A 24,807-nucleotide genomic window follows, 5' to 3' on the forward strand; every position below is an offset into this window, starting at 1 on the left:
GCTGCCAGGGAGCATGGATCATGATCGAGATCGTCAAACCGGCGCTTGAGCATCTGCCGTCCTACAAGGCGGCGCTCGAGCGCGGCTGGTCGCCGGACAATGTCCGGCTCCAGGAGGCGACGCGCGAGCAGTTGGCGGAGATAGAGCAGGATCCGGTGGCCTTCCTGGCCAGCCTCGACGACCCAGAAGCGAGGGGCGGCCCGATCACCTTGCCCAACGGCACGCAAGTGCCGCGCCTGCCGGGCTTCCGCCGCTGGATCTGGGATGGCGAGGCATCGGGCTCGATCGGCTTTCGCTGGCAAAAGGGCACGGCGGAACTGCCCTCGCACGTGCTTGGCCATATCGGCTATGCGGTGGTGCCGTGGAAGCGGCGGCGCGGCTACGCCACGCAGGCCTTGCGGCTGATGCTGGACGAGGCGAGGGCGGTCGGCCTGCCCTGTGTCGAGATCACCGCCAAGCCAGGCAATCCGGCCTCGCACAAGGTGATCCTGGCCAATGGCGGCAGGCTGGTCGCACGCTTCTTCGAGGACGCCGCCTACGGCGGGGCGGAGAGTTTGCGGTTCCGGATCGAGCTGTAGGTCGCCTTAAAGCGCGTCACATCGAAACGGATGCATGGCGCGCTTCGGGTCTGTCTTTTTATGCAAGTCGCGTTCCCAAAACCGAGGTCACTTTTGGGCGACATGCATCAACGTTGTTGATCGCGCAGCCAGTCGGCCAGCGATGCGCGATGCTTGCCGGCCCTGCCGGTGAAGGCCACGGCCGACAGCATGGAGTTCAACACAGCCTCGTGCGTGGCTTCCGCCGCCGCGCGAAAAAGGATGTCGATGCGCGACTCATTGAGCGCGAGCAGCGGCACCAGATCGCGGCTTTCATCGTGGTCGACCAGATTGCCGGTGCTGAAGGCGATGGCGATGTCACCACTGCCATGGCCCCAGAAGGAGCCGAGCCTGGCGATGCCGGGTCCGGCGCGGCGCGCCACTCTTTCAAGCTGGCGGTGTTCGAGCGGCACATCGGTTGCCAGCACGATCATGACCGAGCCGCGCTCATCCGCGGCCGGTTGTCCTGGGTCCGGCCGGCGCCCATCGGGCAGAACGAGGTCTCCGGGTCTGCCGAAATTCGACAGAACGAGAACGCCGAGATGATGGCCGCCGCCGAGCGCGATTCTTCTGGACGCCGAGCCGATGCCGCCCTTGAAGCCGAAGCAAGTCATTCCCGTTCCGGCGCCGACATTGCCTTGCTCGACCTCGCCCGCATGCGCGTCGGCCAGCGCGGCGAGGGCGTGTTCCTCTGATATCGCCAGGGCCTGGATGTCGTTCAGCGGACCGTCATTGCATTCGCCGACCACCGGATTGACGGTTCCGGTGGTGCGGCCGATATCCGGGTTCTGGCGGATGGCGTCGCGGATCAGCGCCGTTGCGCAGGTTCCGACCGAGAGCGTGTTGGTCAGGAGAACAGGCGTTTCGATGGTGCCAAGCTCCTGCACCTGCGCCAGGCCGGTGGTCTTGCCGAAGCCGTTGATGACATGGCTTGCCGCCGTCACCTTCTTGCGAAACAGATTTCCGCCATGCGGCAGGATCGCGGTCACGCCGGTGTTGGTGTCGCCGTTGCGCAGTGTGCAGTGGCCGACGCGTACACCGGGCACATCGGTGATCGCATTGCGCGCGCCCGCCGGCAAGCTGCCGCAGCTCAAGCCGAAATCGCTGACAGTGCTCGTCATGTCTGCTCCTGGTCTCACGAACGGCACGCGCCCAGGCCGAGGCCCGCGTCGGACCGGATCTCCGTATCAGACATGCTCGTCCGCACACAGCGCGTGGTCTGACAGCGCGCGGATGACATAGCAGTCGCCGACCGTCTTGCCGTCACAGCAGGAGGCGATGCGGATCGTGGTCTATTCCGCCGGTGCCGTCAGCGGCGGCGTGGCATTGCTGCGCGCTTCCCAGACCTGGGAGGTGACAGCCACCACCACGGCGACCAGCATGGCGAAAGCGCCGACCACCGGCAAGCTGCGATAGCCATAGCCGGCATTGAGCATGGCGGCGCCCAATGACGCTGCCAGCGCGATGCCGACATTGAAGCCGGACGGGATCAGCGATGAGGCGAGATTGGACGCATCGGCCGTCCACGCCAGGATGCGGGTCTGGATCGGCGTGCCGATGGCGAAGTTGAGGCCACCCCAGATGACGATCGCCACGATCATCGGCAGGGGATAGGGGCTGACGGCATAGATGACTGCCAGCGTCACCGCCTGCAGGGCCAGCATGGTGATCAGCGACGGCATCAGCTTCCAGTCGGACAGCTTGCCGCCGAGGAAGACGCCAAGCGTGGCGCCGACGCCGTTGAGCAGCAGCACCCAGGGCACCAGGTCTTCGTCGAGCCCGGTGACCTCCAGCAAGGTCGGCGTGATGTAGGTGAACAGGCAGAACTGGCCGAGCATCAGCATGAGCATCAGGATCAGCGAGGTCCAGACCTGCTGGCGCGCCAGCACGCGGACCTCACGCGCCAGCCCGGCCGGTTTGGCCTGATATCCGGCGGTGCGCGGCAGAAGGGCAGTCATCGCCAGCGTTGCCGCCACGCCGAGCGCACACATCACCCAGAAGGTCGCGCGCCAGCCCCAGATGTTGCCGATGGCGGTGCCTGCCGGCACGCCGATGACGTTGGAGACGGTGAGGCCGGACAGGATGACCGCCACTGCCATGCCGCGCTTGTCCTCGGGAACGAGGCTGACGGCGACCACCATGGCGACGCCGAAATAGGCGCCGTGCGCGACGGCAACGGCGATGCGCAGCAGCAGCATCGAGGTAAAGTCGGGCGCCAGTGCACAGGCCGCCTGGCCGATGGTGAAGACGATGGCGAGGCCGAGCAGCAAGGTCTTGCGCGGCAGGGATTTGGTGGCGAGCGCCAGCAGCGGACCGCCAATGGCGATGCCGCAGGCATAGCCGGAGACGAGGTAGCCGGCGGAGGGAACCGAAACGCCGAGCCCTTCCGCCACCTGCGGCAGCACGCCGGCAATGACGAATTCGGTAGTGCCGAAGGCAAAAGCGGCAATGAACAGGGCAATGAGCGGAAGCGACATGGGAAAGCCTTGGCTGGAACGGCGTCAAACCACGGATAGGAGGCGCGGGCAATCCAGAAATTTTTGTCGCGACTTTAGCTTTTCTTGACTGCTCCCCTTGCCGCCGGCGCGATCGGTCACGCAGCGCATGCCGGCAGTGGGCAAGCTCCTAGACTGGGGTCCTGCGGCCGTAAGGGATCTTCAGCCATGCGCGCTCATGAAAATAATAGAGCAGCGACTTGGTGAAGACCTCCGTCACGCCGATGGCGGCCGCCAGCTTGACGCTGCCAGTCACCACAAGCGAGATGATGATCGTGTCGATGGTGCCGGTCATGCGCCATGAAAGCGCCTTGGCGAAACTGCGCGAATGGGTATCCATCGATTTCCTCCCGGGGCATCGGATGCTTAGCCGACGGGAGGCAGGGTGAGCAAAGACTAATTTTGCCGTTCGAGCCGGAACGACGCAAGCTTGTTCCCAAGTTGACGCCGCCGTGGCAAATCCCTTCTCGCTAGCTGGCCTTCAGTCGGGATCCTGTGAGAAGGCCGCGCTCTTCGAGCACCGGATAGGCCATCGAGGCCAGCAGTGAATTGATCTGCTTGAGGTCGCGGATGGTGTCGAGATGGATCGAGCTTGTCTCGACGCTTTTGGCGGTGCCTTCGCGCAGCCGCAGGAAATGGCTGGCGCTGGTTTCCTTCTCGCGGTCGCGCAACTGGTCCTTCTCCAGCACCAGCTGGCGCGCTGTTTCGGGGTCGCGCGAGACCAGCACGTTGAAGGCAAGCCTTGCATTGGCCAGCACCGAGCCGTGGAAGGCGCACAATTCGCTCCATCCCTCGTCGGTGAATTCCAGCCCGCGATCGACCTTCTTCTTCACATGCACCAGCATGTTGCGCACGATGATGTCGCCGACCTGCTCGAGCTTGACACAGGCGCCGATCAGTTCCTGGCAGCGCAGCGCCTCGTCCTCGGTCAGCGGGTTCTTGGTGACCTTGGCGAGGTAGAGTTTGATCGCCGCATGTTTACGGTCGACACGGTCGTCGAGGGCGGCCAGCGCCTTGATCTTGTCGGCGTCGGCACTCTCATAGAGCTCAATGATGCGCTTCAGCATGATCTCGACCGTCTCGCAGACCCGCACCACCTCGCGCGTGGCATTGGCCAGCGCCTGGCTCGGCACATCGAGCGCGCTTTCGTTGAGCGCGGACAGTTCGATGACGTCGAGCGAGGCAGCCGGCGCTGCCTTGGTGCCGAGCGCGACGATCTTCTCCGAGGCGCGGTAGACGAAGCCGGCCAGCGGCAGGCCTGCCAGCAGGATGATGACGTTGAACAGGATGTGGGCGTTGACGATCTGGTCAGCCGCCGTGGTGCCGAGGAAGCCGACATGCGGCCGGACGATCATGAAAAGGACCAAAATGACCAGCGAGCCGAGCCCGCGCATCAGCAGATTGCCGATCGGCACGACGCGCACGGCGGGTCCGGCCGAGCGCGTCAGCATCGGCGCGATGATGGAGGAGCCGAGATTGACGCCGAGGATGAGGACGACGCCGAGTTCCGGGCTGATCAGGCCGCGGCCGGCCAGCGTCGCCATCAAAAGCACCGCGGCGATGCTCGACTGGAACAGCCAGGTGATCAGCGCCGCCAGGAGATAGGCGGTGATGGAATCGCTGGAGAAGTAGTTGATGATGACCGGCATCAGCTGGCTGTTGCGCAGCGGCTCCGACGCCTGGCCGATCATTTCCAGCGACAGGATCAAGAGGCCGATGCCGACCAGGATGCGGCCGGTCTGGCGCCAGTCGCGCCGCTCGGTCGCCATGAACATCACCGTGCCGGTGATCAGGCAGAGCGGCACCAGCAGCGTGAGGTCGAAGGTCAGCAGCTTGACCACGAGCGCCGAGCCGATCTCGGCGCCGCGCACGGCCAATTGGCCGGCAGCGCCCGAGACGATACCGGAACCGGCGAAGGAGCCGACCAAAAGCGTCACGGCGGTCGAACTCTGCAGGGCGATGGCGAGGCCGGTGCCGGCCAGCACCGCCATGATCGGATTGCGCATGGTGGCGCGCAGCCTGTGGCGCAGCACATCGCCATAGGCGCGCTCGACGCCGGTCTTCACCATGCGGGTGGCAAACAGCATCAGCGCCACGGCGCCGGCCAGATGCAAAAGGACGACGGAACCGCTCATTTCGGCGCCTGCATGCGGACAGGGCACGCAGTGCGGACGGCGCGGCCAACAGGCGGAAAAGCAAGGGTTCGAATCATGGTCATGACACTGTGAATAATAGCCGGAATATTTTAGCCGGGTAATAAAACTTTGTCGATTTCAAGAGGCCGTCGCGGCGCGACAGGCCGTGTCGGGAAATGGATGGGTGCGCGAATGGTTGCACGGCCGGGCTTTGGCCGGTCTGGAACGGTTGTTTTGCCGAGTGGCCGACACTCATCTTTGCGATGATGTTCAAGTATCGGCAATAAGCAGAAGATTTCATTACACAATTGTAATGCCGGCGTTCAGTTTCAGTTCATCCGCCGGCCGCTATTCCTCGGGCATCGACAACCAAGGAGATTTCTCATGAAGCGCATTGTTCTTTCTGTCGTCGCCGTCTCGATGCTGGCCGCCACCTCACTTGCCGGCCAGGCCGCGCCGATGAACGCGCCGGTCGTGCCGCAGTCGAATTACACCAAGGTCGACTGGCAGAAGCCGGGCCACCACGATGATGTGAGGAAGCGCGTCTTCAAGAAGAAAGTCGTCGTGAAGCGGAACCACTGGCGCAATGGCCAGAAATATTCCGGCTGGAGGCAGCACCGGCCGATCCGCGACTATGGCCGCTACGGCCTGCATCGTCCCGGCCGCGGCCAGGAATGGATCCGCGTCGGCAACGACTATGTGCTGGTCGGCATCCTCTCGGGCGTCATCTTCGGCGCGCTCGCCGCGCAGTAAGCGCCGCAACCGGGCTGAGAAGGAAGGGCGGCCTGTAACGGCCGCCCTTCCTTTTACCCTGTGGAAACCGGGTATGGCCGGTATTGGGGGTCGTCGGATTTCGCTGGCATGATTATATGGTGGGGAAACGAGTTCCCTCAATGCGCTTTCCGCCCGCCTTTCTCGACGAGATCCGCGACCGCGTGCCGATTTCATCGGTTATCGGCCAGCGCGTCGCGTGGGATCGCAGGAAGACCAACGCGTCGCGTGGCGACTTTTGGGCCTGCTGCCCGTTCCATGGCGAGAAGAGCCCGTCCTTCCACTGCGAGGACAAGAAGGGCCGCTATCATTGTTTCGGCTGCTCGGTCTCGGGCGATCATTTCAAATTCCTGACCGAACTCGACGGAATGAGTTTCCCCGAAGCGGTCGAAAAGATCGCCGACATGGCCGGCGTGCCGATGCCGGTGCGCGACGCCCAGGAAGAGCGGCGCGAGCAGGAACGCGCCAGCCTGACCGACGTCATGGAGATGGCGACCGCCTTCTTCCAGGAGCGGCTGCAGGGGCCTGAGGGGGCAAAGGCCCGAGCCTATCTCAGGGACCGCGGGCTGACGCCGGCGACGCAGCAGTCGTTCCGGCTGGGCTACGCGCCGGACAGCCGCAACGCGCTGAAGGAGCATCTCGCGGCAAAAGGCGTGCCGAAGGCCGATATCGAAGCCTGCGGGCTGGTGCGCCATGGCGACGACATTCCGGTCTCCTATGACTGGTTCCGCGACCGCATCATGTTCCCGATACCGGATTCGCGCGGCAAGATCATCGCCTTTGGCGGCCGGGCGCTGGCGCCCGATGCGCTGGCCAAATACATGAACTCGCCCGACACCGAGCTCTTCCACAAGGGCAATGTGCTCTACAATTTCGCCCGGGCGCGAAAGGCGCTGGCCAAGGGCGGCACGGTCATTGCGGTCGAAGGCTATATGGATGTCATCGCGCTGGCGCAGGCCGGCTTCGAGAATGCCGTGGCGCCGCTTGGCACCGCGCTTACCGAAAACCAGCTTGAATTGCTGTGGCGCATGGCGCCCGAACCGATGCTGTGCTTCGACGGCGACAAGGCCGGGTTGAAGGCGGCATGGCGTGCGGCGGATCTGGCGTTACCGTCGGTGCAGGCCGGGCGCTCGGCGCGTTTTGCGCTGCTGCCGGAAGGCAAGGATCCCGACGACCTCGTCAAGGCCGAAGGGCCGGACGCGTTCCGCGCAGTGCTTGCCGATGCGCGGCCGCTGGTCGACCTTTTGTGGATGCGCGAGACAGCTGGCGGTGTCTTCGACACGCCGGAGCGGCGGGCGGAACTGGGAAAGACGCTGCGGGAGTTGACCAGCCGCATCCGCGACGAAAGCACGCGCTTTCACTACCAGCAGGAAATGCGCGAGCGGGAAAAGAGCTTCTTCGGCTCGCAGCGCGATGCGCGGCAAGGACGCCAGGACTGGAAACCGGGGCAGGGCAAGGCAGTCGCACCCGGCGGCCAGTTCGCCAAGCCTGGCGGCGGTCGCATGGCGATCACCGAAAGCCTCGGCCAGTCGGCGCTGGTCAAGCGCGGCAGCGAAGGGATGTCTGTGCGCGAGGCGACGATCATCGTGGCGCTGGTCAACCATCCGGCGCTGATCGACGAGAATTTCGCCCATGTCGAATTTCTCGACCTTGCCAATTCCGATCTGCAGCGGCTGCACGCCGCCATCCTTGACGCAATGGCGCACGACATGGCCAATGACCGCCACGCCGTGGTGGCGACGATCGAGCGTGCCGGCTGCGCCGAGATCTGGGAGCGCGCGGTCGGCCTGATCCGGCGGGCGCGGCAATGGCCGGCGCTGGAGACGGCAGCACTTGACGACGCCCGTGACGCTCTGAACCAGGCACTGCACTTGCAGCGCAGCGCGCGCACCTTACATAAGGAGCTGAAACAGGCGGAAGCGGCGCTCGAAGCGGATCCCTCGGACGAAAACTTCCGCCATCTGATCGAAATTCAGGCGCAATTTCAGGATGTGCAGGCGACGGAAGCGCTGATCGAAGGATTCGGCGTTTCGTCGGGCAGGGCTGGGCGAGCCTAAGTGCAGCTGAGTGCAAGAATGAGAGCGTGGCCGGGCTTCCCAGCGGAGCAAGGCGCGCTAAGTCGGGTAATTGATTCGCTTTTTTCATGCGAATCATGCCAGAGGCGCTTGACCTTCAGACAGAATGGCGGAATCAGGACGATTCGAAACGTTAACCCGCACCCGCGCCGACGGGAAATGAGCGATGTGAGGTACTGGTCACTGGACAGGCAGGCAGCCTGCCACAGATATCAGGGTTAATCTGGACTTAACGATCAATGAAGTTAGTGGCCCGGTGAAGCGCGTTTCAAAACGAGCCTATCCGATTTGACTGGTCCGACAGCTTACGCGGCCCCGATGCCCGGCCGCTAGGAGAAGATAAAAATTATGGCGACTAAGGAAAAGGAAGAGGTCGAGACCGAACGCGAAGGCGCCACCGATGGCCCTCTGCTCGACCTTTCCGATGATGCTGTCAAGAAGATGATCAAGGCCGCCAAGAAGCGCGGCTATGTCACGATGGACGAGCTGAATTCGGTGCTGCCTTCCGAGGAAGTGACCTCCGAGCAGATCGAGGACACGATGGCGATGCTGTCCGACATGGGCATCAACGTCGTCGAGGATGACGAGCAGGGCGAAGAGGCCGAGGCCGGCGACACCGCGGCGGACGCCGAGGAAGACGCCAACGAGCTGGCCGAACAGACCGGCACGGCGGTCGCCGCCACCACAACCAAGAAAGAGCCGACCGACCGCACCGACGATCCGGTGCGCATGTATCTGCGCGAGATGGGCTCGGTCGAGCTGCTGTCGCGCGAGGGCGAAATCGCCATTGCCAAGCGCATCGAGGCCGGCCGCGAGACGATGATCGCGGGCCTGTGCGAAAGCCCGCTGACCTTCCAGGCCATCATCATCTGGCGCGACGAGCTCAACGAATCCAAGATCCTGCTGCGCGAGATCATCGATCTCGAAGCCACCTATGCCGGCCCGGAGGCCAAGCAGGCGCCGGTGGTCGAGCGCATCGAGGAAGCGCCCAAGGCCGAGGAAAAGCCGCGGCGCGGACGCGACGAGGAAGACGACATCACCAATGTCGGCACCGATACGCGCGGCATCGGGGACGATGACGAGGAAGACGAGGACGAAGCGAGCCTGTCGCTGGCGGCGATGGAAGCCGAACTGCGTCCGCAGGTGATGGAGACGCTCGACGTCATCGCCGACACCTACAAGAAGCTGCGCAAGCTGCAGGACCAGCAGGTCGAGAACCGTCTGGCCGCCGCCGGCACGCTGTCGCCCAGCCAGGACCGCCGGCTGAAGGAGCTGAAGGACCAGTTGATCAAGGCGGTGAAGTCGCTGTCGCTCAACACGGCGCGCATCGAGGCGCTGGTCGAGCAGCTCTACGACATCAACAAACGCCTGGTGCAGAACGAGGGCAAGCTGCTGCGCCTCGCCGAAAGCTATGGCGTGCGCCGCGAGGAGTTCCTGAAGGAATATCAGGGTTCCGAACTCGACCCCAACTGGACGCGCGCGATCGGCAACCTGACCTCGCGCGGCTGGAAGGAATTCACCAAGAACGAGAAGGATGCGATCAAGGACCTGCGTGCCGAGATCCAGCATCTGGCCACTGAAACGGCGATCTCGATCCTGGAATTCCGCAAGATCGTCAACCAGGTGCAGAAGGGCGAGCGCGAAGCCGCGATCGCCAAGAAGGAAATGGTCGAGGCCAATCTGCGCCTCGTCATCTCGATCGCCAAGAAATACACCAATCGCGGCCTGCAGTTCCTCGACCTGATCCAGGAAGGCAATATCGGCCTGATGAAGGCGGTCGATAAGTTCGAATACCGCCGCGGCTACAAGTTCTCGACCTACGCGACGTGGTGGATCCGGCAGGCGATCACGCGTTCGATCGCCGACCAGGCGCGCACCATCCGCATTCCGGTGCACATGATCGAGACGATCAACAAGATCGTGCGCACCTCGCGCCAGATGCTGCACGAGATCGGCCGCGAGCCGACGCCGGAGGAACTGGCCGAAAAGCTCGCCATGCCGCTCGAAAAAGTGCGCAAGGTGTTGAAGATCGCCAAGGAGCCGATCTCGCTCGAAACGCCGGTCGGCGACGAGGAGGATTCGCATCTGGGCGACTTCATCGAGGACAAGATGGCAATCCTGCCGATCGACGCCGCGATCCAGGCCAATCTGCGCGAGACCACCACGCGCGTTCTGGCCTCGCTGACGCCGCGCGAGGAGCGCGTTCTGCGCATGCGCTTCGGCATCGGCATGAACACAGACCACACGCTGGAAGAAGTCGGCCAGCAGTTCTCGGTCACCCGCGAGCGTATTCGCCAGATCGAAGCCAAGGCATTGCGCAAGCTCAAGCACCCGAGCAGGTCGCGCAAGCTGCGCAGCTTCCTCGACAGCTGAGACATACCGAAAACAAGAACAAAAGGGCGCCCCCTGGCGCCCTTTTTCGTTTGTGACACGCGCTCTTGCGGCTCGCATCCATCGGGAGGATAATTTCCAGGTCGGATGCATTTTCTGGGCGACAACCCGGATGCCCGCCCCGGCGAAGACGCCGTGCTCCGTGGCCCCGGAGGGAGGTGTGCCGTGACAAGCTACATCGTGCTGATGAACTGGACGGAGCAGGGCGCGAAGAATGTGCGGGATTCGCCGAAACGGCTTGATGCCGCCAGGAAACAATTGGGCGACATGGGCGGCTCGTTCAAGGCGTTCTACCTGACGATGGGTGAATACGACATGGTGGCGGTGGTGGAAGCACCCGACGATGCGGTCCTGGCGCGTTTCTCGCTGATGCTGGCGGCCGCCGGCAACATCCGGACGCGGACGCTGAAAGCCTTCCCCGAATTCGCCTACCGCGAGATCATCTCGTCGCTTGGATAGCAGGCGGCAGGGTTCGAAGGCGACGACAAGATACCCGGCCTGACGGCGCTTTGCCGCAGGACAGGACGCTTTGCCGTGATAAACTGCGGCCAGAGGATCGCGATGAAGAAAGTCTCGATACTGGCTGGCAGCCTTGCCTTGATAAGAGTGGGGCGCTGTTTCGCGACAACGGATGCACCGAGGCCATGCGCGGCTGTCATAGGGTGAGATGATGTCCGAAACACATTCGCATCTTTGGCCCGGCGTGCCGCTCGCCCTTGGCTCGGCCGCTCTGTTCGGCGCGACGCCGCCGCTTTCCAAGCTGCTGCTCGACGCCGTGAACCCCTTCATGCTGGCCGGCCTGCTCTATCTTGGCGCCGGTCTCGGCCTCGCTCTCTATCGCTTGCTTCGCGGCAGGCAGGCGGCGGCTGGCGAAGCGCAACTGGCCGCCCGGGATATCCCCTGGCTGGCGCTGGCAATCGGCATGGGTGGCATCCTCGCGCCGGTGCTGTTGATGTTCGGCCTCAGCCTCAACACGGCATCCAGTTCAGCGCTGCTGCTCAACCTGGAAGGGTTGGCGACCATGGCGATCGCCTGGCTCGTCTATCGCGAGAATGTCGACCGGCGCCTGCTTTTTGGCGCCTTCGCCATTCTGGCGGGCGCGGTGCTGTTGTCATGGGACGGCGGCGGCGTTGCTTTCAACCCGGGCGCCCTGCTGGTCGCGGGGGCTTGCGTGGCCTGGGGGCTGGACAACAATTTCACGCGCAGGATTTCAGCCACCGACCCCGTGGTGATCGCCATGCTGAAAGGCCTGGTGGCGGGTGCGGCCAATGTCGGATTGGCGCTTGCCGCCGGGGCGTCGTTTCCCACGATATCCATTGTCGCGGCCACGGCCGCGGTCGGCTTCCTCGGTATCGGCGTCAGCTTGGCGATGTTCATCCTGGCGCTGCGCCATCTCGGGACGGCGCGCACAGGCGCCTATTATTCGCTCGCTCCGTTCATCGGTGCGGTTGTGGCCATCGTCATGCTGGGCGATGCCGTCACTCTCAAACTGGTGATCGCGGGGCTTCTGATGGGTGTCGGCCTGTGGCTGCATCTGTCGGAACGCCATGAGCACGAGCACGACCATGAGGCGCTGGAACATGAGCACAGCCATGTGCATGACGAGCACCACCAGCACGATCATGACGGGCCGGTGAGCGAGCCGCATTCGCACTGGCACCGGCACGCGCTGATGCGCCACCGGCATCCGCATTATCCGGACCTGCATCATCGGCATAGCCACGGCTGAGCATGCCAACATCATGCTCAAGCAAACACCCAAGCCTGAACTGACCGTTTGGTACAACACGCGATGCCCTGTCTGCGATGCGGGCATCAGCTGGCAAAAGCGGCGGCTGATCGAAGCGGTCCAGGCAGGGCGGATCGAGTTTCGCGACATCAATCTGGAGCCGGCGGCACTTGGCCGTTTTGGCGCCTCGCTGGAGGACATCCGCCGCCGGCTGCACGCCACCGACGCGGCCGGCCGGCTGCTGGTCGGCGCCGACGTCGCGATTGCCATATGGCAAGCGACACCGGGCGAGGGCTGGCTGGCCGCGCTTTTCGGTAATCCGGTTGCCTTGCCGTTGACACGACTTGCCTATGACCGGTTCGCCGACCTGCTCTACGCCTGGAACCGGCGCAAGGGCCGCTGGTAGCCGAACGCATCCAACTCCGTCGTCTGCAACGACAAGACCCGGGAAGGCCGATCCGGCTGGCGGCGCATTCCGATACATCGTAAGATATATCTTGACACCAGCAGGGCAGGTGCCTAATTAAGATATATCGTAAGATAGAACTCAAGGAGCAATCATGCACAGACATAGTCATTTCGGCGAACGCATGTTCATGCACATGGCCGGCAAATTCGGTGGCAGAGGCGGCGGCTTTGGTCCGTTCGGCCACGGCGGTCGCGGCGGCGGACGCGGTGGCCCTGGCGACATGTTCCGCGCCGGCCGCATGCTGGCCGACGGCGACCTCAAGTTGATCACGCTTTCGCTGCTGGCCGAGGCGCCGCGCCATGGCTACGACATCATCAAGGCGCTGGAAGAGCGCACAAGCGGCATCTACAGCCCGAGCCCGGGCGTGGTCTACCCGACGCTGACCTTCCTGGAAGAGGCCGGCTATGCCGTCTCGTCGAGCGAAGGCAACAAGAAGGTGTTTTCCATCACCGAGGCCGGGCAGGCGCATCTTGCCGACAATCGCGAGATGATCGACGGCGTGCTCGACCACCTCGAGCGCTTTGGCCGCAAGATGGCCAAGGCACGCGACTGGTTCGGCTGGAACGATGATGGCGAGGACCGCCGCGGTGGCCGGGGCGGGCGTGGCGAGCGTTCGGAAACGCGCGACGAATTCCGCGCCATCCGCCACCGCCTGCGCGCTGCCCTGGGCGACATCGTCGATGCCCCGGCCGAAAAGCAGGCCGAGGCGATCGCCATTCTCGAAGCCGCGGCGGAAGCGCTGGAAGCTCTGACGCACCGCTGATCCAGATGCAATAAATGCATGAAAAGAGCCCGGGTCGACCCGGGCTTTTTTGCGTCAGCGCGAATGCGGATCATTCCTTGCCGACATATTCGCTGATCAGCCTTTCGTTGCGGGCCTTCTCGATCTTGGCGGTCATCTCGGCCGACAGGCGCTCGTACCAGGAAATGAACATCGTTCAGACCTGTTTTTGAACACTGTTCACGAAATCCCGGATGTGGTAGACGGAGGGACGATCGTGGTTCGAACAGCCGGGCCGAGGGCACGGCATCCATGAGGACAAGCATGGCGCTGGACAGGGAAGAAACAGGCGAGCGGGTGCTGGCGATTGCCGAGGTGCTGCTCAACGAGGGCGGCATGGACAATCTGAAGGCCAGGACCATCGCCGAGCAGGCGGGCATTTCGGTCGGCTCGGTCTACAATCTGTTTTCCGACCTCGACGGGGTGCATCGTGCCGTCAACATGCGGCTGCTCGACCGGCTGGGCGCGGCAGGGGCGGCGGCGATGGCCGATCTTTCCCAGCGCGGCATCACCGACGTGCGCCAGCGCCTGCTGGCACTGGCCGGCGCCTATGTGCGTTTTGTCGAAGCGCATCCCGGCAGCTGGCCGGCGCTGCTCGCCTTCAACAGGCGGCGTCCGACGCTGACCGAGCCGGATGCCTATGAGGCGCGGCTCGACCAGCTGTTCGAGATCATTGCCGGCGTGCTCGCCGGCGGCGATTTCGACCTCGACGACGACACCCGCCGGATCGCCGCGCGCACATTGTGGTCAAGCGTGCATGGCATAGTCACCAGCGGCTACGCCGGCAGGTCCGTTCGCCGGCAGGCCGACGAGATCGACCGGCAGATCGAGCTGCTGGTCGCCGTCTTCATCAGGGGGCTGGAACGCGGCGGTACATTCGCGCATGCTGGGACAACAGCGTCGTGAATCGAGACGTTGATGGCGTGCAGGCCTTCGGCAAGCCAAGCTGAAGGCCGGCGCTTTGACCAGACCTTTGAGCCACCGGCCTTGCAATAGACGGTCTTCGTCTGCTCACCATTGTCAACTCGTTCAGGATCGGCTGCATTCCAAACGCTCGCGCAGGACATCGTCCTGAGCAATTGCCTTGACGTTGAGGGTTGACGCGTCGCGCGGATTCGCGAACGTGGCAGATCGGAGCAATGAAGGGCCGGATGATGACGACAGTCAACGATTCAACTCCAGCAGCGTGGGAATTGTATCTTGATCTCCTGATCAGGATATTGCTCAACACGATTTACCAGGATCCCGCGATCAACCCGGAGGTTCAGCCGATGGTGGTCGAGCCGTTCAACCCGAAAACCCGCGCGATCGGCAAGGATTGGCCAACGCAGGCTCACACGATGGTCGGCCAGGCGCGTCTCGAGAGCTTGCGCAATCTATCACAGCAGGTGCTGGACGACGGCATCGTTGGCGACTTCATCGAAACGGGCGTCTGGCGCGGTGGCTGCTGCATCCTGATGCGCGGCGTTCTTGCCGCGAACCAGATCCACGACCGCAAGGTCTATGTCGTGGACTCGTTCGCCGGCCTGCCGGCGCCAAACGAAGAGCTCTATCCCTGGGATACCGGGTGGAACCTTAACGTGTTCAAGGAACTGGCCGTCTCGCTGGAGACGGTCAAGGACAATTTCTCACGCTATGGGCTGCTCGACGAGCAGGTCGTGTTCGTAGAAGGGATGTTCAGCGACACCCTGCCGTCGCTGTCGGCCGGGCCGTTCGCGCTGCTGCGGCTCGACGGCGATCTTTACGAGTCGACCATTGTGGCGCTGAATTCCCTTTACCCCAAATTGTCCCAGGGCGGTGTTGTCATCATCGACGATCGCGCTCTCGATCCATGCCAGCGCGCGGTGATCGATTTTCGCGATCAACACGGCATCACGGCACCGATGCAGGAGGTCGACTGGACCGGATCCTGGTGGCGCAAGGAGTGAGAGTATTTTCCTTTTACGCAATTCCCAAGGGCAAGCGCTAAGCGCTTTTCCCGGGAAAACCGCTTCACACTTTTCTGCAATTGCTCTAGCGAACGCGACGGAGATAGCCGTTGACGTTCCAGGTCACATTGGTGCCGAAGTGGTCGCAAAGGCCGGTATCGATTTCATAGTCCTGCCCACGATCGCGCAAGAACAGCTCGACCGCACGGCGTGGGCCGCCCATCAGCTTGGCGACAAATTCTGGACCATAAAGATCGTCGACAATACCGTCCTCGACGGCAATATACTCTCCCGCAACCAGCCAACGATCGAAGAAGCGCAGCACGGCGAGCGTCGTCTCGCAATGATGGTCCGCATCCTCGATGACGAACATCGGTCTGGGGAGGCTCTCGATCAGATCCGCCGGTAAGGTTGCCGCCAGGTCGCGACCGTCGCCACGATGAAACGTCACGCCCGGCACGCTGATCGAGGGCGGCGTGATGTCGATCGAGTGAATGACGCAGTCGACGCCGAAGCTGAGCATGATATCGGCAAACCAGAGCGCGCTGCCGCCCCATTTGGAGCCGATCTCGATCAATGTCCTGGGCTTCTGCTGCCAAAGCAGCATTTGGTACAGCGCCAGATCGAATGGATTTTTGTAGGTGGGCACGCCCTTGTAGGTGTAGCGCAAGGTGCCGTCTTGAATCGTCGCAAGCGGTACACCAAGCAATGCGCTTCCGGTGGCAAGACGTTCAATCATACGGTTGTCCTTCAAGCCAACGTCAAACCCGATTATCCGGTATGCCGCCGCGACACAGCGTGAGCGGGTCGGTTGGCGGTTCAGAAGATACTTGCCGAAGCCGGTGTAGCAACGGGGTCGCAACTCGCTGGTCATGAACGGCTTACTGGTACGAAATATCGCCACCCATATTCAAGGACATTCATGGCACGCACCGGTATATTGCCGATCGTGATTAAATTCCCATGCGCCTCCCGCAACGCAGCACCGGTCGTCAGGACAGGGGCGGAACAGTGAGAGGGGGCTGGAACGCGGCGGCACATTCGCGCATGCTGGGACAACAGCGTCGTGAATCGCGAACAGGGCAGGCCGCGATCGCAGGGCGAACAAGGAGATTTGAGCCATGTCTTTTCTGAAACGTCTTTTCGGCGGTGGCGGCGGTGAAGCGGCCGAGCCCAAGAGTGCCGCACCCGCCAAGCAGGTCGAGCACAAGGGTTTCCTGATCAGTGCCACACCCTACAAGAACGATGGCCAGTACCAGACCTGCGGCATCGTCTCCAAGGAGATCGACGGCGTGGTGAAGGAGCACAAATTCATCCGCGCCGACCGCTTCGCCGGCCTCGACGACGCCGTCGACATCTCGATCAAGAAGGGCATCCAGCTGGTCGATGAACAGGGCGAGCGGATTTTCGGCTAGGGCTCGGCCACGTGGAGCCTGCATAAATCCAGCTTATCGTCACCCCTAGTTTTTGAAGACGTTACAGGGTCTTTCGCCGTCTGTAGCTTCGACCCTACACATTGGAAATGACTGGGATTTGGTGGGTCGATGCAGACACATGCGCGGGTGGTGATTGTTGGCGGCGGGTGCGTCGGCGCGGGCATCCTCTACGGCCTGGCCAAGCGCGGCTGGACCGACGTCGCGCTGCTCGAACGCACGCAGCTGACGGCCGGCTCGACCTGGCATGCGGCGGGCCTCGTCCCGTCCTATGCCCGCAACATCAATATCGGCCGGATGATCAACAAGACCATCGAGATCTATGAAGGGCTAGAGGCCGAGACCGGACAGCCGGTCGGCTGGCACAAATGCGGCCAGTTGCGGATCGCCAATTCCAGGGACCGGCTCGACGAATACAAGAGCTATATGAGCGTGGCCGACGTTCAGGGCATGCGGGCGCATTTGCTGTCGCCGGCGGAGGCGAGGGCGCTCTGCCCGCTTCTCGACAACAAGCATATGCTTGGCGCGCTCTATCATCCCGACGACGGCCATATCGCGCCGGCCGACGTGACCCATGCCATGGCCAAGGGCGCGCGGGATCTGGGTGCCAGGATCCACCTGAACACGGAGGTCACCGGCTTTCAGCGGACCGCCGGCGGCGAATGGCGGGTCACCACCAACAAGGGCGACATCATTTGCGAACATGTGGTCTGCGCCACCGGCAATTACGCGCGCCAGACCGGCGCGCTGCTCGGCCTCGACATCCCCGCCATCCCGATCCTGCACCAGTACTGGATCACCGAGCCCGTGCCGGAGATCGTCGAGCGCAAAAAGCAGGGACGTGCCGAAATGCCGATCCTGCGCGACGAGGGTTTTGAAGGCTATCTGCGCGAGGAAGGCGACGGCTTCATGTTCGGGCCCTACGAGCGCACCGAACACCTCAAGCTGTTCGCCGAGGACGGCGTTCCCGCCTGGTTCGGCGCCGACCTCGTCGAAGAGGATTTCGAGGCGGTGTCGTGGAACTGGGAGCAGGCAACGCAGCTCGTGCCGGCGCTGGGACGTGCCGGGATCAAGGCCAATGTCCGCGGTCCCTTCCAGATGACGGCGGACGAGCTTCCGCTGATGGGACCGGCCTGGGGCCTGCCCAATGTGTGGCTGGCCGAGGGCGTGCCGGGCGGCATATTGTGGGGCGGCACGATCGGCTATTACCTTTCGGAGCGGATCGTCGAGGGCGGCAACAGCCTCGACACTTCCGATCTCGATCCGCGCCGCTTCGGCGACTATGCCAACAAGGCCTGGACGCGCGAGAAGGTCCGCGAGGCCTGGGGCACGCATGCCGAGCAGAAATATCCGGGACAGGACATGCCCGCCGCCCGCCCGCAGAAGACCGCGCCGTCCTATGCGCGGCTGACCGAACTGGGTGCGGTCTGGGGCGTGCTCAACGGCTGGGAAATGCCGAACTGGTTCGCGCCCAAGGGCGTCGAGGCCAAGGACCAGTGCAGCTGGCGCTGGACCGAAAAGGGCGTCTTCGTCGGCGAGGAGGTGCAGGCGGTGCGCAACGCCGTCGGCCTGGTCGAGATGACGCCGATGACCAAGTTCGAAGTATGGGGGCCAGGCGTGGCCGCCTGGCTCGACACGATCCTCGCCAACCGCCTGCCGGCGACCGGCCGGGCGGTGCTGGCGCATCACCTTACCGCTGCCGGCGGCGTGCAGGCCGAATATATGGTGGCGCGCCTTGGCGACGACAGTTTCTACCTGATTTCGACGCCGCGCGCGGAACGCTGGAATTTCGACGATCTCTCAAGGCTGCTTCCCGCCGACGGCAGCGTCAGTCTGAAGAACGTCACCAACGATCGCGGTTGCTTCACGGTCGTCGGGCCGAAGGCGCGAGACGTGCTGCAACCACTCACCGAGATCGACCTGTCGAATGCGGGCTTTCCCTGGTTCGGCGTGAAGACCGGCAGCGTGGCGCTTGCCAGCGACGTGCGGCTGCTGCGCGTCAACTACGAGGGTGAACTCGGCTGGGAACTCTACCATCCGATGGCCTACCAGCGGCAATTGCTCGACGCGATCCTGAGAGAGGGCGAGAAGCACGGCATGCGGCTCGTCGGGCTGCATGCGCTGGAATCGCTGCGGCTGGAGAAATCCTACCGCGCCATGTATCGCGACATGAATCCCGAACTCAACGCGCTGGAGAGCGGGCTCGAGCGCTTCATCCGCCTCGACAAGGGCGATTTCGTCGGCCGCGACGCGGTCGTGAAATACAAGGCGAGGAGCGACCAGCGCCGGTCGGTGACGCTCAGAATAGAAACCGACGGCGCCAGCACGCTTGCCAGTGAAGGGCTGTACATCGGCGGCGAACTGGTCGGCCGCATCACGTCGGGCGGCTATGGCTACACGCTCGGGCACGATGTGGCGCTGGCGCTGTTGCCCGAGCGTCTCGGCACGCCCGGCACGAAGCTCGACGTCGCCATTCTGGGGGAATGGAAGACCGCTGAGGTCATCGCGGATTCGCCCTATGATCCCTCTTCGGCCAGGGCGCGGATGTAACGCGCAGCAGTGGTGAGCGAAGGTATTGGGGGACGCTTCCAGCTTCCGTTTTTTTTTGCATAGGACTGTCGGCGCCCGAAAGCGGCTTCGGCCATCACTTGCCGATGTAGGCGGCCAGTTCGTCCGGCGTCCCATTTGGGAAAGCCTGTTTTAGAAAGTCCAAGAACGCCGACACTCGCGCGCTGAGCAGCCGGCGCGATGGGTAGAGCGTCCAAATCGAGATTTCGGGACCGTCAATATCCCCCCAATTCACCAGTGTCCCGTCAGCCAAGTCGTGGCTCACCAACGAAATGGGAAGACGTCCTGCACCGACGCCGGCTCGCACGGCATCCCGGACCATGATGAGCGTTGACAAAACGAGGACCGGCTCGATTGTAATCGTTGACCGGCCACCGGGTGTCTTCACGTGCCATGTTTGCAGTTCGCCTGCTCCGCGCGCAACGCCAGGAGCGGCATGCTCACCGGTCGTGCGAGGAAGGTCGGGGTTCGCCACAACAACCAGACGATCGCGGAGAAACGCCCGTCCGACCAGGCTTTCGTCGGGATCTGGATTGACCCGGATTACCAGATCGTAGCCTTCCTCGATCATGTCGACAGGCCGGTCCTCGGTCGTCACCTCGAGCTTCACCTCCGGATACTTGAGGGCAAATCCCGCGGCGATCCTCCCCATTGCCGTCTGCGAAAAATGTAAAGGTGCGCTGATCCGCAATCTCCCCTTGGGTCTCTGAGCGCCCGAGGCAATCGCCGAAGCCGTCTCGTCCAGTTCGGCAAGCAACGCCCCCGTCCGCTCGAAGAGCGCCCGTCCTTCTTCAGTGAGCTTCAGGTTGCGCGCACCCCGTTCAAACAGGCGCAGATCAAGACTGCTTTCCAACTCTCCAACGCGCCGGGACAGCGTTGCCTTGGGCCGGCCGGTGGCCCTTGCCGCTTTGCCGAAGCCACCATGGCGGGCGACGAGATTGAAATCGGCGAGCGCAAGAAGATCCATTGGTGTTCCACCAGTGAGACGGTGCGTCTAGAGTTTCCGTCTATTGGGCTCTCAGTGAGCCACACATATTGGAGGTGTCAAGCAACCCAACAGGAGAAATTTCATGACCATTCTCGTTACCGGCGCCACAGGCAATATTGGCCGCCAAGTCGTCGAACACCTCGTCAAGCGCGGCGCCGATGTCCGTGCTCTCGTCCGCGATCCGTCGAAAGCCAGCTTCCCGGCAGGCGTATCCGTCGTGCAAGGCGACTTTCTCGATGTCGATTCGCTGCGCAAAGCCATGTCTGGCGTTTCCACTCTTTTCCTCTTGAACGCCGTGGTGCCGGACGAATTCACCCAAGCTTTGATCGCACTGAACGTCGCCCGATCGGCCGGCATCGAGCGCATCGTCTATCTGTCGGTGATCCACGCTGACGTCTATGTGAACGTGCCGCATTTCGCGGGCAAGTTCGGCGTCGAGCGAATGATCGAGCAGATGAACTTCAAGGCTACGATCTTGCGCCCGGCCTACTTCATCCAGAACGATCTGATGATCGAAGACGTCATCACCGGCTACGGCACCTACCCAATGCCGATCGGCGCCAAGGGTCTTGCCATGATCGACGTGCGTGATATCGCTGAGATCGCCGCCCTTGAGCTGCTGCGCCGCGAACAGTCCGCAGAGCCGCTTGCGCTCGACCGGATCAACCTCGTCGGTCCGCAGACACTGACTGGGACGGATATCGCCGCAATCTGGTCAGACGTGCTTGCCCGCCCGATCCACTACGGCGGCGACAATACAGAGGGCTTTGAGCAAAATCTCAAGCAGTTCTTGCCCGCCTGGATGGCCTACGACATGCGCTTGATGGGCGAGCGCTTCTTCACCGACGGGATGCGGCCCGAGGCCGGCGACGTCGAGCGCCTGACTGCGCTTCTGGGCCGCCCACTGCGCCCATATCGCGACTTCGCCTCAGCGATCGCTGGTTCGCGGGCGATAGAGACGGCAAGCTGAGGAGTAAAACTGGCCGGCTCTACAATGCCTGGATCAATCCCTCGAACCGCCCGCGAATATCGCAGATCGCGCAACCGCAGCCGGCGCACACGTCATTGCTGGACTGCACAATAGCAAGCTTACACGGGGGTAGGCGAGAGAGGCGAATACTCCGTTCGGGGCTCTTAATCCGAAAAACTTACACTGACGCCGCGCTGGCGAAAATAGGCCTGCATCAGCTTGCGGCCCGAGCGGTTGTTTTGCGCCAACTTGGTCGGATCGAACACCGCCTGTTTCATCCCCTCGCGTGCCAGCGCGGTCTTGAGCGTCGCGATATGTGCGTCGATGTCGGCATTGTCCGCCCGAAGCGATGCATAGATATTCTCGGTCGCCTCGGCCACGGTCGGTTCGCTCACAGCTGTCGTCCTCTTGTTGATTGGGCGGCGGCTTAGCACAGATTCGCGGCTGCGCGATACCGATGCGTACCGGCCAGACTGGTCAGCCACAGGCATCCGATCAGCGCGGCGCCTAAGCCTGGCCGCTCCTGGCCGACTTCGTCAGTTCCTGTTCCAAGTCCACCAGTTCCTTGCCGCCGGCCATCAGGTTGAGCAGCTGGTCGCGGGTGATTTCGCCCTTGGCGTAGGTGCCGGTGCTTCTGCCGCGCTTCAACAGCGTGAAGCGGTCGCCGACGACATAGGCGTGGTGGACGTTGTGGGAAATGAAGATGACGCCGATGCCGCGCGCCTTGGACTGCACGATGAGCTTCAGCACCACGGATGCCTGGTGGACACCCAGCGCCGAGGTGGGCTCGTCGAGGATCAGCACCTTGGCGCCGAAATAGACGGCGCGCGCTATGGCCAGGCATTGCCGTTCGCCGCCCGACAGCGTGCCGACCGGCTGTTCGGGATCGCGCAGCTGGATGCCCATCGCCGACATTTCGTCATAGGCGGTGCGGTTGGCGAATTCGGCGTCGAACTGGCTGATCGGGCCGAACTTGCGCATCGGCTCGCGCCCGAGGAAGAAGTTGCGCGCCACGCTCATCAGCGGCACCAGCGCCAGGTCCTGGTAGACGGTCGCGATGCCGCTGTCGCGCGTATCGGCGGGCGAGGCAAACCTTGTCGGCTTGCCCTGGACGCGGATTTCGCCCTCGTCCGGCGAGTAGACGCCGGACAGGGTCTTGATCAGCGTCGACTTGCCGGCGCCATTGTCGCCGAGCAGGCAATGCACCTCGCCGGGGCAGACATCGAAGGACACGTCCTTCAGCGCCACGACCGAGCCGAAATACTTGCTGACCGACTTCAGTTCGACATAGGGCTCGGCCATCACCGGCTCCTCATGGCGCGGTTGCGCACATAGCTGTTGAACAGCACCGCGATGACCATCATGGCGCCCATGAACAGCTTGAACCAGTCGGTGTCGATGCCGGTGTAGAAGATACCCATCTGCACCACGCCGAAGATCAGGGCGCCGAACATGGCGCCGATGGCCGATCCATAGCCGCCGGTCAGCAGCGTGCCGCCGATGACGACGGCGATGATGGCCTCGAATTCCTTCTGCGTGCCGCGCAGCGTGTCGGCGGAGCCGGTGACCAGCACCTGGACCGCCGCGAACAGGGCGGCCGCGAGCGCCGTCATGACGAACAGCGTGATCTTGGTGCGCGCCACCGGCACGCCGAGATTGCGCGCGGCATTGGCTTCGCCGCCGGCTGCAAAAATCCAGTTGCCGAAGCGGCTGCGCGTCAAGAGCCAGGTGCAGGCCAAGGTCAGCGCGATCCACCACACGATCGACACCGGAATGCCCGATATCGACGGCATTCCGTCAGCCCGCTTGCCGATCAGGCCGAGATCGGAAAGCCAGGCGATCAGGCCGGTGAACACCTGGCCGGAGAACAGGCTGTTGAGGGGATCGTTCCGCGCCAGCTCGTGCACGCCCGACACCTGGGTCCGCCCTGAGATGCCGCGCGTGAGGCCGAGCGTCAGGCCGCGCAGCATGAACAGGCTGCCGAGCGTCACGATGAAGGAAGGCAGGCCGGTCCTGACGACGGCGAGCCCGTTCAGCGCGCCAATGCCGCCGCAGACGGCGAAGGTGAACAGCAGCGAAAGCCAGATCGGCCATCCCCAGAACACGGCAGGGATGGCGATGAGGATGCCGGCAAAGCCGATCATCGAGCCGACCGACAGATCGAACTCGCCGGCAATCATCAGCAGGGCCACGGGTGCGGCGAGAATGCCAAGCTGGGCCGAGACTTCGAGGAAGTTGACGATGCCCTTGGCGCTGAAAAGCCCCGTGCTTCCCGCCGTGATGGCGAAGAACACGAAGACCAGCACGGTGCCGGCGGCCGCGCCAAGCTCCGGCCTGCTTAGCAGGCGGCTGAGGCGTGAGACGGACCGGACCCGCTCGTCGCGAATCTCTGAAACCATGGCTGCTTGCCCTCAAGAGTGTAGCGGCCGGGGCGTGGCCCCGGCCGTCTCGCTCGCGCGCCGCCGGCCGCCCGCCCCCCCCGCCTGTGTTAGCGCTTGCCTTGTTTCGACAGCTCGATGACCGAGGCGGCAGTATCCTTGGTGACGAAGCCTGGGCCGGTCGGATAGTCGGCGATCGGCATGATCTTGTACTTCTTCCAGAGATCGAACATCGCGACCGGGATGTAGCCCATGGCGTATTGCTGGGCGTCGATGCCCCATTCCATCTTGCCGCCGACGACGGCCTGCAGGATCGTGGGCGAGAGGTCGAATGTGCCGGTCTTCACCTTGCCCGAGAGGCCCAATTCATCAAGCGCGGCCAGCGTCGGTTCGGCACCGCTGGCACCGACGGCGAGGATGAACTGTGTATCGGCATGAGCGGTCATGTAGGCGATCACGCGGTTCTTCATTTCGGTCGGGTCGATGACGCCGTTCATCACCGGCACGTCGACGCCCAGACCCTTGGCGAAGCCGGCGCAGCGGTCGTCGAGGCTCGAATTGCCGACCTCGTGGTTGGCGCAGACCGCCTTGGTGAGGCCGAGCGCCTTGATGCGCTCGCCGGCCATGACGCCCGCCTGGAATTCATCCTGCCCCATGAACAGCAGGCCGCCAAGGTCATGGGTGAGTTTCGAGCCGCCGGAATCGATGACGATCACCGGGATGCCGGCGGCGACGGCGTTCTTGACCGGAGTTGTAAGGGCGGCCGCATCGGGGATCGAAACAACCATGCCGTCGGGCTTCGAGGCCGCGATGGCGTCGATCATCTGCCCCATCTTAGCCATGTCGAAGGTTTCGGGCGCCAGATATTCGGCCTTGACGCCGAGCGTCTTGGCGGCATCGTCCATGCCGTTCTTGACGACCGACCAGTAGGGGTCGCCGCTCTGGCCGTGGGTGACGAACACCACCCGCGTTTCGTCGGCGGCCGCAAGGGTCGTGGCCGCCGCCATCATCGTGAAGCCGGCCAGCAGGCCGAGCGCGGGCTTTATTAATTTCGCAAGCGAAAACATAACAACCTCCTGTTTGTTTTCCGCCGCCGCAAT

General features: G+C 63.4%; 23 protein-coding genes and 1 pseudogene. 13 read left to right on the forward strand and 11 right to left on the reverse strand.

Annotation, left to right across the window (positions count from 1 at the left end):
- The first annotated feature begins 20 nt into the window (after positions 1-20).
- Positions 21-578: a GNAT family N-acetyltransferase gene (locus FJV83_RS08255; RefSeq protein WP_142885996.1), complete on the forward strand. Its 558-nt coding sequence runs from the start codon at positions 21-23 to the stop codon at positions 576-578.
- 107 nt (positions 579-685) lie between these two features.
- Here FJV83_RS08255 and FJV83_RS08260 read toward each other — a convergent pair whose 3' ends face one another.
- The 5 genes and pseudogenes from FJV83_RS08260 to FJV83_RS08280 form a co-directional block, all read right to left on the reverse strand.
- Positions 686-1,717 (reverse strand): P1 family peptidase, encoded by a 1,032-nt coding sequence (locus tag FJV83_RS08260; RefSeq protein ID WP_142885995.1) that lies wholly within the window; start codon positions 1,715-1,717, stop codon positions 686-688.
- Between the two features lie 66 nt (positions 1,718-1,783).
- Positions 1,784-1,879, reverse strand: a pseudogene (locus FJV83_RS36905) (MerR family transcriptional regulator); the annotation flags it as partial.
- A gap of 9 nt (positions 1,880-1,888) precedes the next feature.
- Complete coding sequence (locus FJV83_RS08270) at positions 1,889-3,073, reverse strand: MFS transporter (protein ID WP_142877175.1); 1,185 nt, start codon at positions 3,071-3,073, stop codon at positions 1,889-1,891.
- A 148-nt stretch (positions 3,074-3,221) separates the two neighbouring features.
- Positions 3,222-3,431, reverse strand: a complete 210-nt coding sequence (locus FJV83_RS08275) for a DUF2061 domain-containing protein (protein WP_095773643.1) — start codon at positions 3,429-3,431, stop codon at positions 3,222-3,224.
- A gap of 130 nt (positions 3,432-3,561) precedes the next feature.
- Positions 3,562-5,226 (reverse strand): Na/Pi cotransporter family protein, encoded by a 1,665-nt coding sequence (locus FJV83_RS08280; protein WP_095773644.1) that lies wholly within the window; start codon positions 5,224-5,226, stop codon positions 3,562-3,564.
- A gap of 384 nt (positions 5,227-5,610) precedes the next feature.
- Between FJV83_RS08280 and FJV83_RS08285 the strand changes: the two genes are divergently transcribed.
- The 9 genes from FJV83_RS08285 to FJV83_RS08325 all read left to right on the forward strand — a co-directional run bounded on the left by FJV83_RS08285 (position 5,611) and on the right by FJV83_RS08325 (position 15,370).
- A complete protein-coding gene (locus tag FJV83_RS08285) occupies positions 5,611-5,979 on the forward strand; it encodes an RcnB family protein (RefSeq protein ID WP_095792873.1) in 369 nt (122 codons plus the stop codon).
- Between the two features lie 140 nt (positions 5,980-6,119).
- Positions 6,120-8,054 carry a DNA primase gene (gene dnaG / locus FJV83_RS08290; protein ID WP_095789148.1) on the forward strand — a complete coding sequence of 645 codons (1,935 nt, stop codon included), beginning with the start codon at positions 6,120-6,122 and terminating at the stop codon, positions 8,052-8,054.
- A gap of 366 nt (positions 8,055-8,420) precedes the next feature.
- Complete coding sequence (rpoD, locus tag FJV83_RS08295) at positions 8,421-10,445, forward strand: RNA polymerase sigma factor RpoD (RefSeq protein WP_095773647.1); 2,025 nt, start codon at positions 8,421-8,423, stop codon at positions 10,443-10,445.
- A gap of 183 nt (positions 10,446-10,628) precedes the next feature.
- The gene (locus FJV83_RS08300) at positions 10,629-10,922 is read left to right on the forward strand and encodes a GYD domain-containing protein (protein ID WP_027047268.1); all 294 of its coding nucleotides are present in this window, start codon (positions 10,629-10,631) and stop codon (positions 10,920-10,922) included.
- Between the two features lie 211 nt (positions 10,923-11,133).
- Complete coding sequence (locus FJV83_RS08305; protein ID WP_142885994.1) at positions 11,134-12,192, forward strand: DMT family transporter; 1,059 nt, start codon at positions 11,134-11,136, stop codon at positions 12,190-12,192.
- Between the two features lie 13 nt (positions 12,193-12,205).
- Positions 12,206-12,598, forward strand: coding sequence for a DCC1-like thiol-disulfide oxidoreductase family protein (locus tag FJV83_RS08310; protein WP_142885993.1), 393 nt, complete (start codon positions 12,206-12,208; stop codon positions 12,596-12,598).
- Between the two features lie 154 nt (positions 12,599-12,752).
- Complete coding sequence (locus FJV83_RS08315) at positions 12,753-13,424, forward strand: PadR family transcriptional regulator (protein WP_142885992.1); 672 nt, start codon at positions 12,753-12,755, stop codon at positions 13,422-13,424.
- Positions 13,425-13,706: 282 nt separating this feature from the next.
- Complete coding sequence (locus FJV83_RS08320; RefSeq protein ID WP_095789150.1) at positions 13,707-14,348, forward strand: TetR/AcrR family transcriptional regulator; 642 nt, start codon at positions 13,707-13,709, stop codon at positions 14,346-14,348.
- A gap of 245 nt (positions 14,349-14,593) precedes the next feature.
- The gene (locus tag FJV83_RS08325; protein WP_142885991.1) at positions 14,594-15,370 is read left to right on the forward strand and encodes a TylF/MycF/NovP-related O-methyltransferase; all 777 of its coding nucleotides are present in this window, start codon (positions 14,594-14,596) and stop codon (positions 15,368-15,370) included.
- An 85-nt stretch (positions 15,371-15,455) separates the two neighbouring features.
- Here FJV83_RS08325 and FJV83_RS08330 read toward each other — a convergent pair whose 3' ends face one another.
- Positions 15,456-16,244: a CmcI family methyltransferase gene (locus tag FJV83_RS08330; protein WP_246691818.1), complete on the reverse strand. Its 789-nt coding sequence runs from the start codon at positions 16,242-16,244 to the stop codon at positions 15,456-15,458.
- A 247-nt stretch (positions 16,245-16,491) separates the two neighbouring features.
- Between FJV83_RS08330 and FJV83_RS08335 the strand changes: the two genes are divergently transcribed.
- Positions 16,492-16,785: an HlyU family transcriptional regulator gene (locus tag FJV83_RS08335; protein ID WP_095792876.1), complete on the forward strand. Its 294-nt coding sequence runs from the start codon at positions 16,492-16,494 to the stop codon at positions 16,783-16,785.
- A 129-nt stretch (positions 16,786-16,914) separates the two neighbouring features.
- Positions 16,915-19,353 (forward strand): FAD-dependent oxidoreductase, encoded by a 2,439-nt coding sequence (locus FJV83_RS08340; protein WP_142885990.1) that lies wholly within the window; start codon positions 16,915-16,917, stop codon positions 19,351-19,353.
- A gap of 94 nt (positions 19,354-19,447) precedes the next feature.
- On the opposite strand, the gene FJV83_RS08345 is transcribed toward FJV83_RS08340, so the two are convergent.
- The gene (locus FJV83_RS08345) at positions 19,448-20,338 is read right to left on the reverse strand and encodes a LysR family transcriptional regulator (RefSeq protein WP_095789152.1); all 891 of its coding nucleotides are present in this window, start codon (positions 20,336-20,338) and stop codon (positions 19,448-19,450) included.
- Between the two features lie 103 nt (positions 20,339-20,441).
- On the opposite strand from FJV83_RS08345, the gene FJV83_RS08350 reads away from it, so the two are divergent.
- Positions 20,442-21,329, forward strand: a complete 888-nt coding sequence (locus FJV83_RS08350; RefSeq protein ID WP_142885989.1) for an NmrA/HSCARG family protein — start codon at positions 20,442-20,444, stop codon at positions 21,327-21,329.
- 164 nt (positions 21,330-21,493) lie between these two features.
- On the opposite strand, the gene FJV83_RS08355 is transcribed toward FJV83_RS08350, so the two are convergent.
- From FJV83_RS08355 to FJV83_RS08370, 4 genes are all read right to left on the reverse strand, one after another.
- Complete coding sequence (locus FJV83_RS08355; RefSeq protein ID WP_142885988.1) at positions 21,494-21,724, reverse strand: hypothetical protein; 231 nt, start codon at positions 21,722-21,724, stop codon at positions 21,494-21,496.
- 112 nt (positions 21,725-21,836) lie between these two features.
- Entirely contained in the window at positions 21,837-22,631 is a 795-nt protein-coding gene (locus tag FJV83_RS08360; RefSeq protein ID WP_095773657.1) for an ATP-binding cassette domain-containing protein, read from the reverse strand.
- Positions 22,631-23,728: an ABC transporter permease gene (locus tag FJV83_RS08365; protein WP_095773658.1), complete on the reverse strand. Its 1,098-nt coding sequence runs from the start codon at positions 23,726-23,728 to the stop codon at positions 22,631-22,633. The genes FJV83_RS08360 and FJV83_RS08365 overlap by 1 nt, the downstream gene beginning before the upstream one ends.
- 89 nt (positions 23,729-23,817) lie before the next feature.
- Positions 23,818-24,774 carry a sugar ABC transporter substrate-binding protein gene (locus tag FJV83_RS08370; protein WP_095773659.1) on the reverse strand — a complete coding sequence of 319 codons (957 nt, stop codon included), beginning with the start codon at positions 24,772-24,774 and terminating at the stop codon, positions 23,818-23,820.
- Positions 24,775-24,807: the final 33 nt, after the last annotated feature.

It is taken from the genome of Mesorhizobium sp. WSM4307, from assembly GCF_007003945.1.
Taxonomy (GTDB): Bacteria; Pseudomonadota; Alphaproteobacteria; order Rhizobiales; family Rhizobiaceae; genus Mesorhizobium.

What these genes read in the sequence shown, in the direction of transcription:
- FJV83_RS08255 (WP_142885996.1), top strand. Translation starts at nt 21, where the DNA reads ATGATCGAGATCGTCAAACCGGCGCTTGAGCATCTGCCGTCCTACAAG.
- FJV83_RS08260 (WP_142885995.1), bottom strand. Translation starts at nt 1,717, where the DNA reads ATGACGAGCACTGTCAGCGATTTCGGCTTGAGCTGCGGCAGCTTGCCG.
- FJV83_RS08270 (WP_142877175.1), bottom strand. Translation starts at nt 3,073, where the DNA reads ATGTCGCTTCCGCTCATTGCCCTGTTCATTGCCGCTTTTGCCTTCGGC.
- FJV83_RS08275 (WP_095773643.1), bottom strand. Translation starts at nt 3,431, where the DNA reads ATGGATACCCATTCGCGCAGTTTCGCCAAGGCGCTTTCATGGCGCATG.
- FJV83_RS08280 (WP_095773644.1), bottom strand. Translation starts at nt 5,226, where the DNA reads ATGAGCGGTTCCGTCGTCCTTTTGCATCTGGCCGGCGCCGTGGCGCTG.
- FJV83_RS08285 (WP_095792873.1), top strand. Translation starts at nt 5,611, where the DNA reads ATGAAGCGCATTGTTCTTTCTGTCGTCGCCGTCTCGATGCTGGCCGCC.
- dnaG (WP_095789148.1), top strand. Translation starts at nt 6,120, where the DNA reads ATGCGCTTTCCGCCCGCCTTTCTCGACGAGATCCGCGACCGCGTGCCG.
- rpoD (WP_095773647.1), top strand. Translation starts at nt 8,421, where the DNA reads ATGGCGACTAAGGAAAAGGAAGAGGTCGAGACCGAACGCGAAGGCGCC.
- FJV83_RS08305 (WP_142885994.1), top strand. Translation starts at nt 11,134, where the DNA reads ATGTCCGAAACACATTCGCATCTTTGGCCCGGCGTGCCGCTCGCCCTT.
- FJV83_RS08310 (WP_142885993.1), top strand. Translation starts at nt 12,206, where the DNA reads ATGCTCAAGCAAACACCCAAGCCTGAACTGACCGTTTGGTACAACACG.
- FJV83_RS08315 (WP_142885992.1), top strand. Translation starts at nt 12,753, where the DNA reads ATGCACAGACATAGTCATTTCGGCGAACGCATGTTCATGCACATGGCC.
- FJV83_RS08320 (WP_095789150.1), top strand. Translation starts at nt 13,707, where the DNA reads ATGGCGCTGGACAGGGAAGAAACAGGCGAGCGGGTGCTGGCGATTGCC.
- FJV83_RS08325 (WP_142885991.1), top strand. Translation starts at nt 14,594, where the DNA reads ATGATGACGACAGTCAACGATTCAACTCCAGCAGCGTGGGAATTGTAT.
- FJV83_RS08330 (WP_246691818.1), bottom strand. Translation starts at nt 16,244, where the DNA reads ATGACCAGCGAGTTGCGACCCCGTTGCTACACCGGCTTCGGCAAGTAT.
- FJV83_RS08335 (WP_095792876.1), top strand. Translation starts at nt 16,492, where the DNA reads ATGTCTTTTCTGAAACGTCTTTTCGGCGGTGGCGGCGGTGAAGCGGCC.
- FJV83_RS08340 (WP_142885990.1), top strand. Translation starts at nt 16,915, where the DNA reads ATGCAGACACATGCGCGGGTGGTGATTGTTGGCGGCGGGTGCGTCGGC.
- FJV83_RS08345 (WP_095789152.1), bottom strand. Translation starts at nt 20,338, where the DNA reads ATGGATCTTCTTGCGCTCGCCGATTTCAATCTCGTCGCCCGCCATGGT.
- FJV83_RS08350 (WP_142885989.1), top strand. Translation starts at nt 20,442, where the DNA reads ATGACCATTCTCGTTACCGGCGCCACAGGCAATATTGGCCGCCAAGTC.
- FJV83_RS08360 (WP_095773657.1), bottom strand. Translation starts at nt 22,631, where the DNA reads ATGGCCGAGCCCTATGTCGAACTGAAGTCGGTCAGCAAGTATTTCGGC.
- FJV83_RS08365 (WP_095773658.1), bottom strand. Translation starts at nt 23,728, where the DNA reads ATGGTTTCAGAGATTCGCGACGAGCGGGTCCGGTCCGTCTCACGCCTC.
- FJV83_RS08370 (WP_095773659.1), bottom strand. Translation starts at nt 24,774, where the DNA reads ATGTTTTCGCTTGCGAAATTAATAAAGCCCGCGCTCGGCCTGCTGGCC.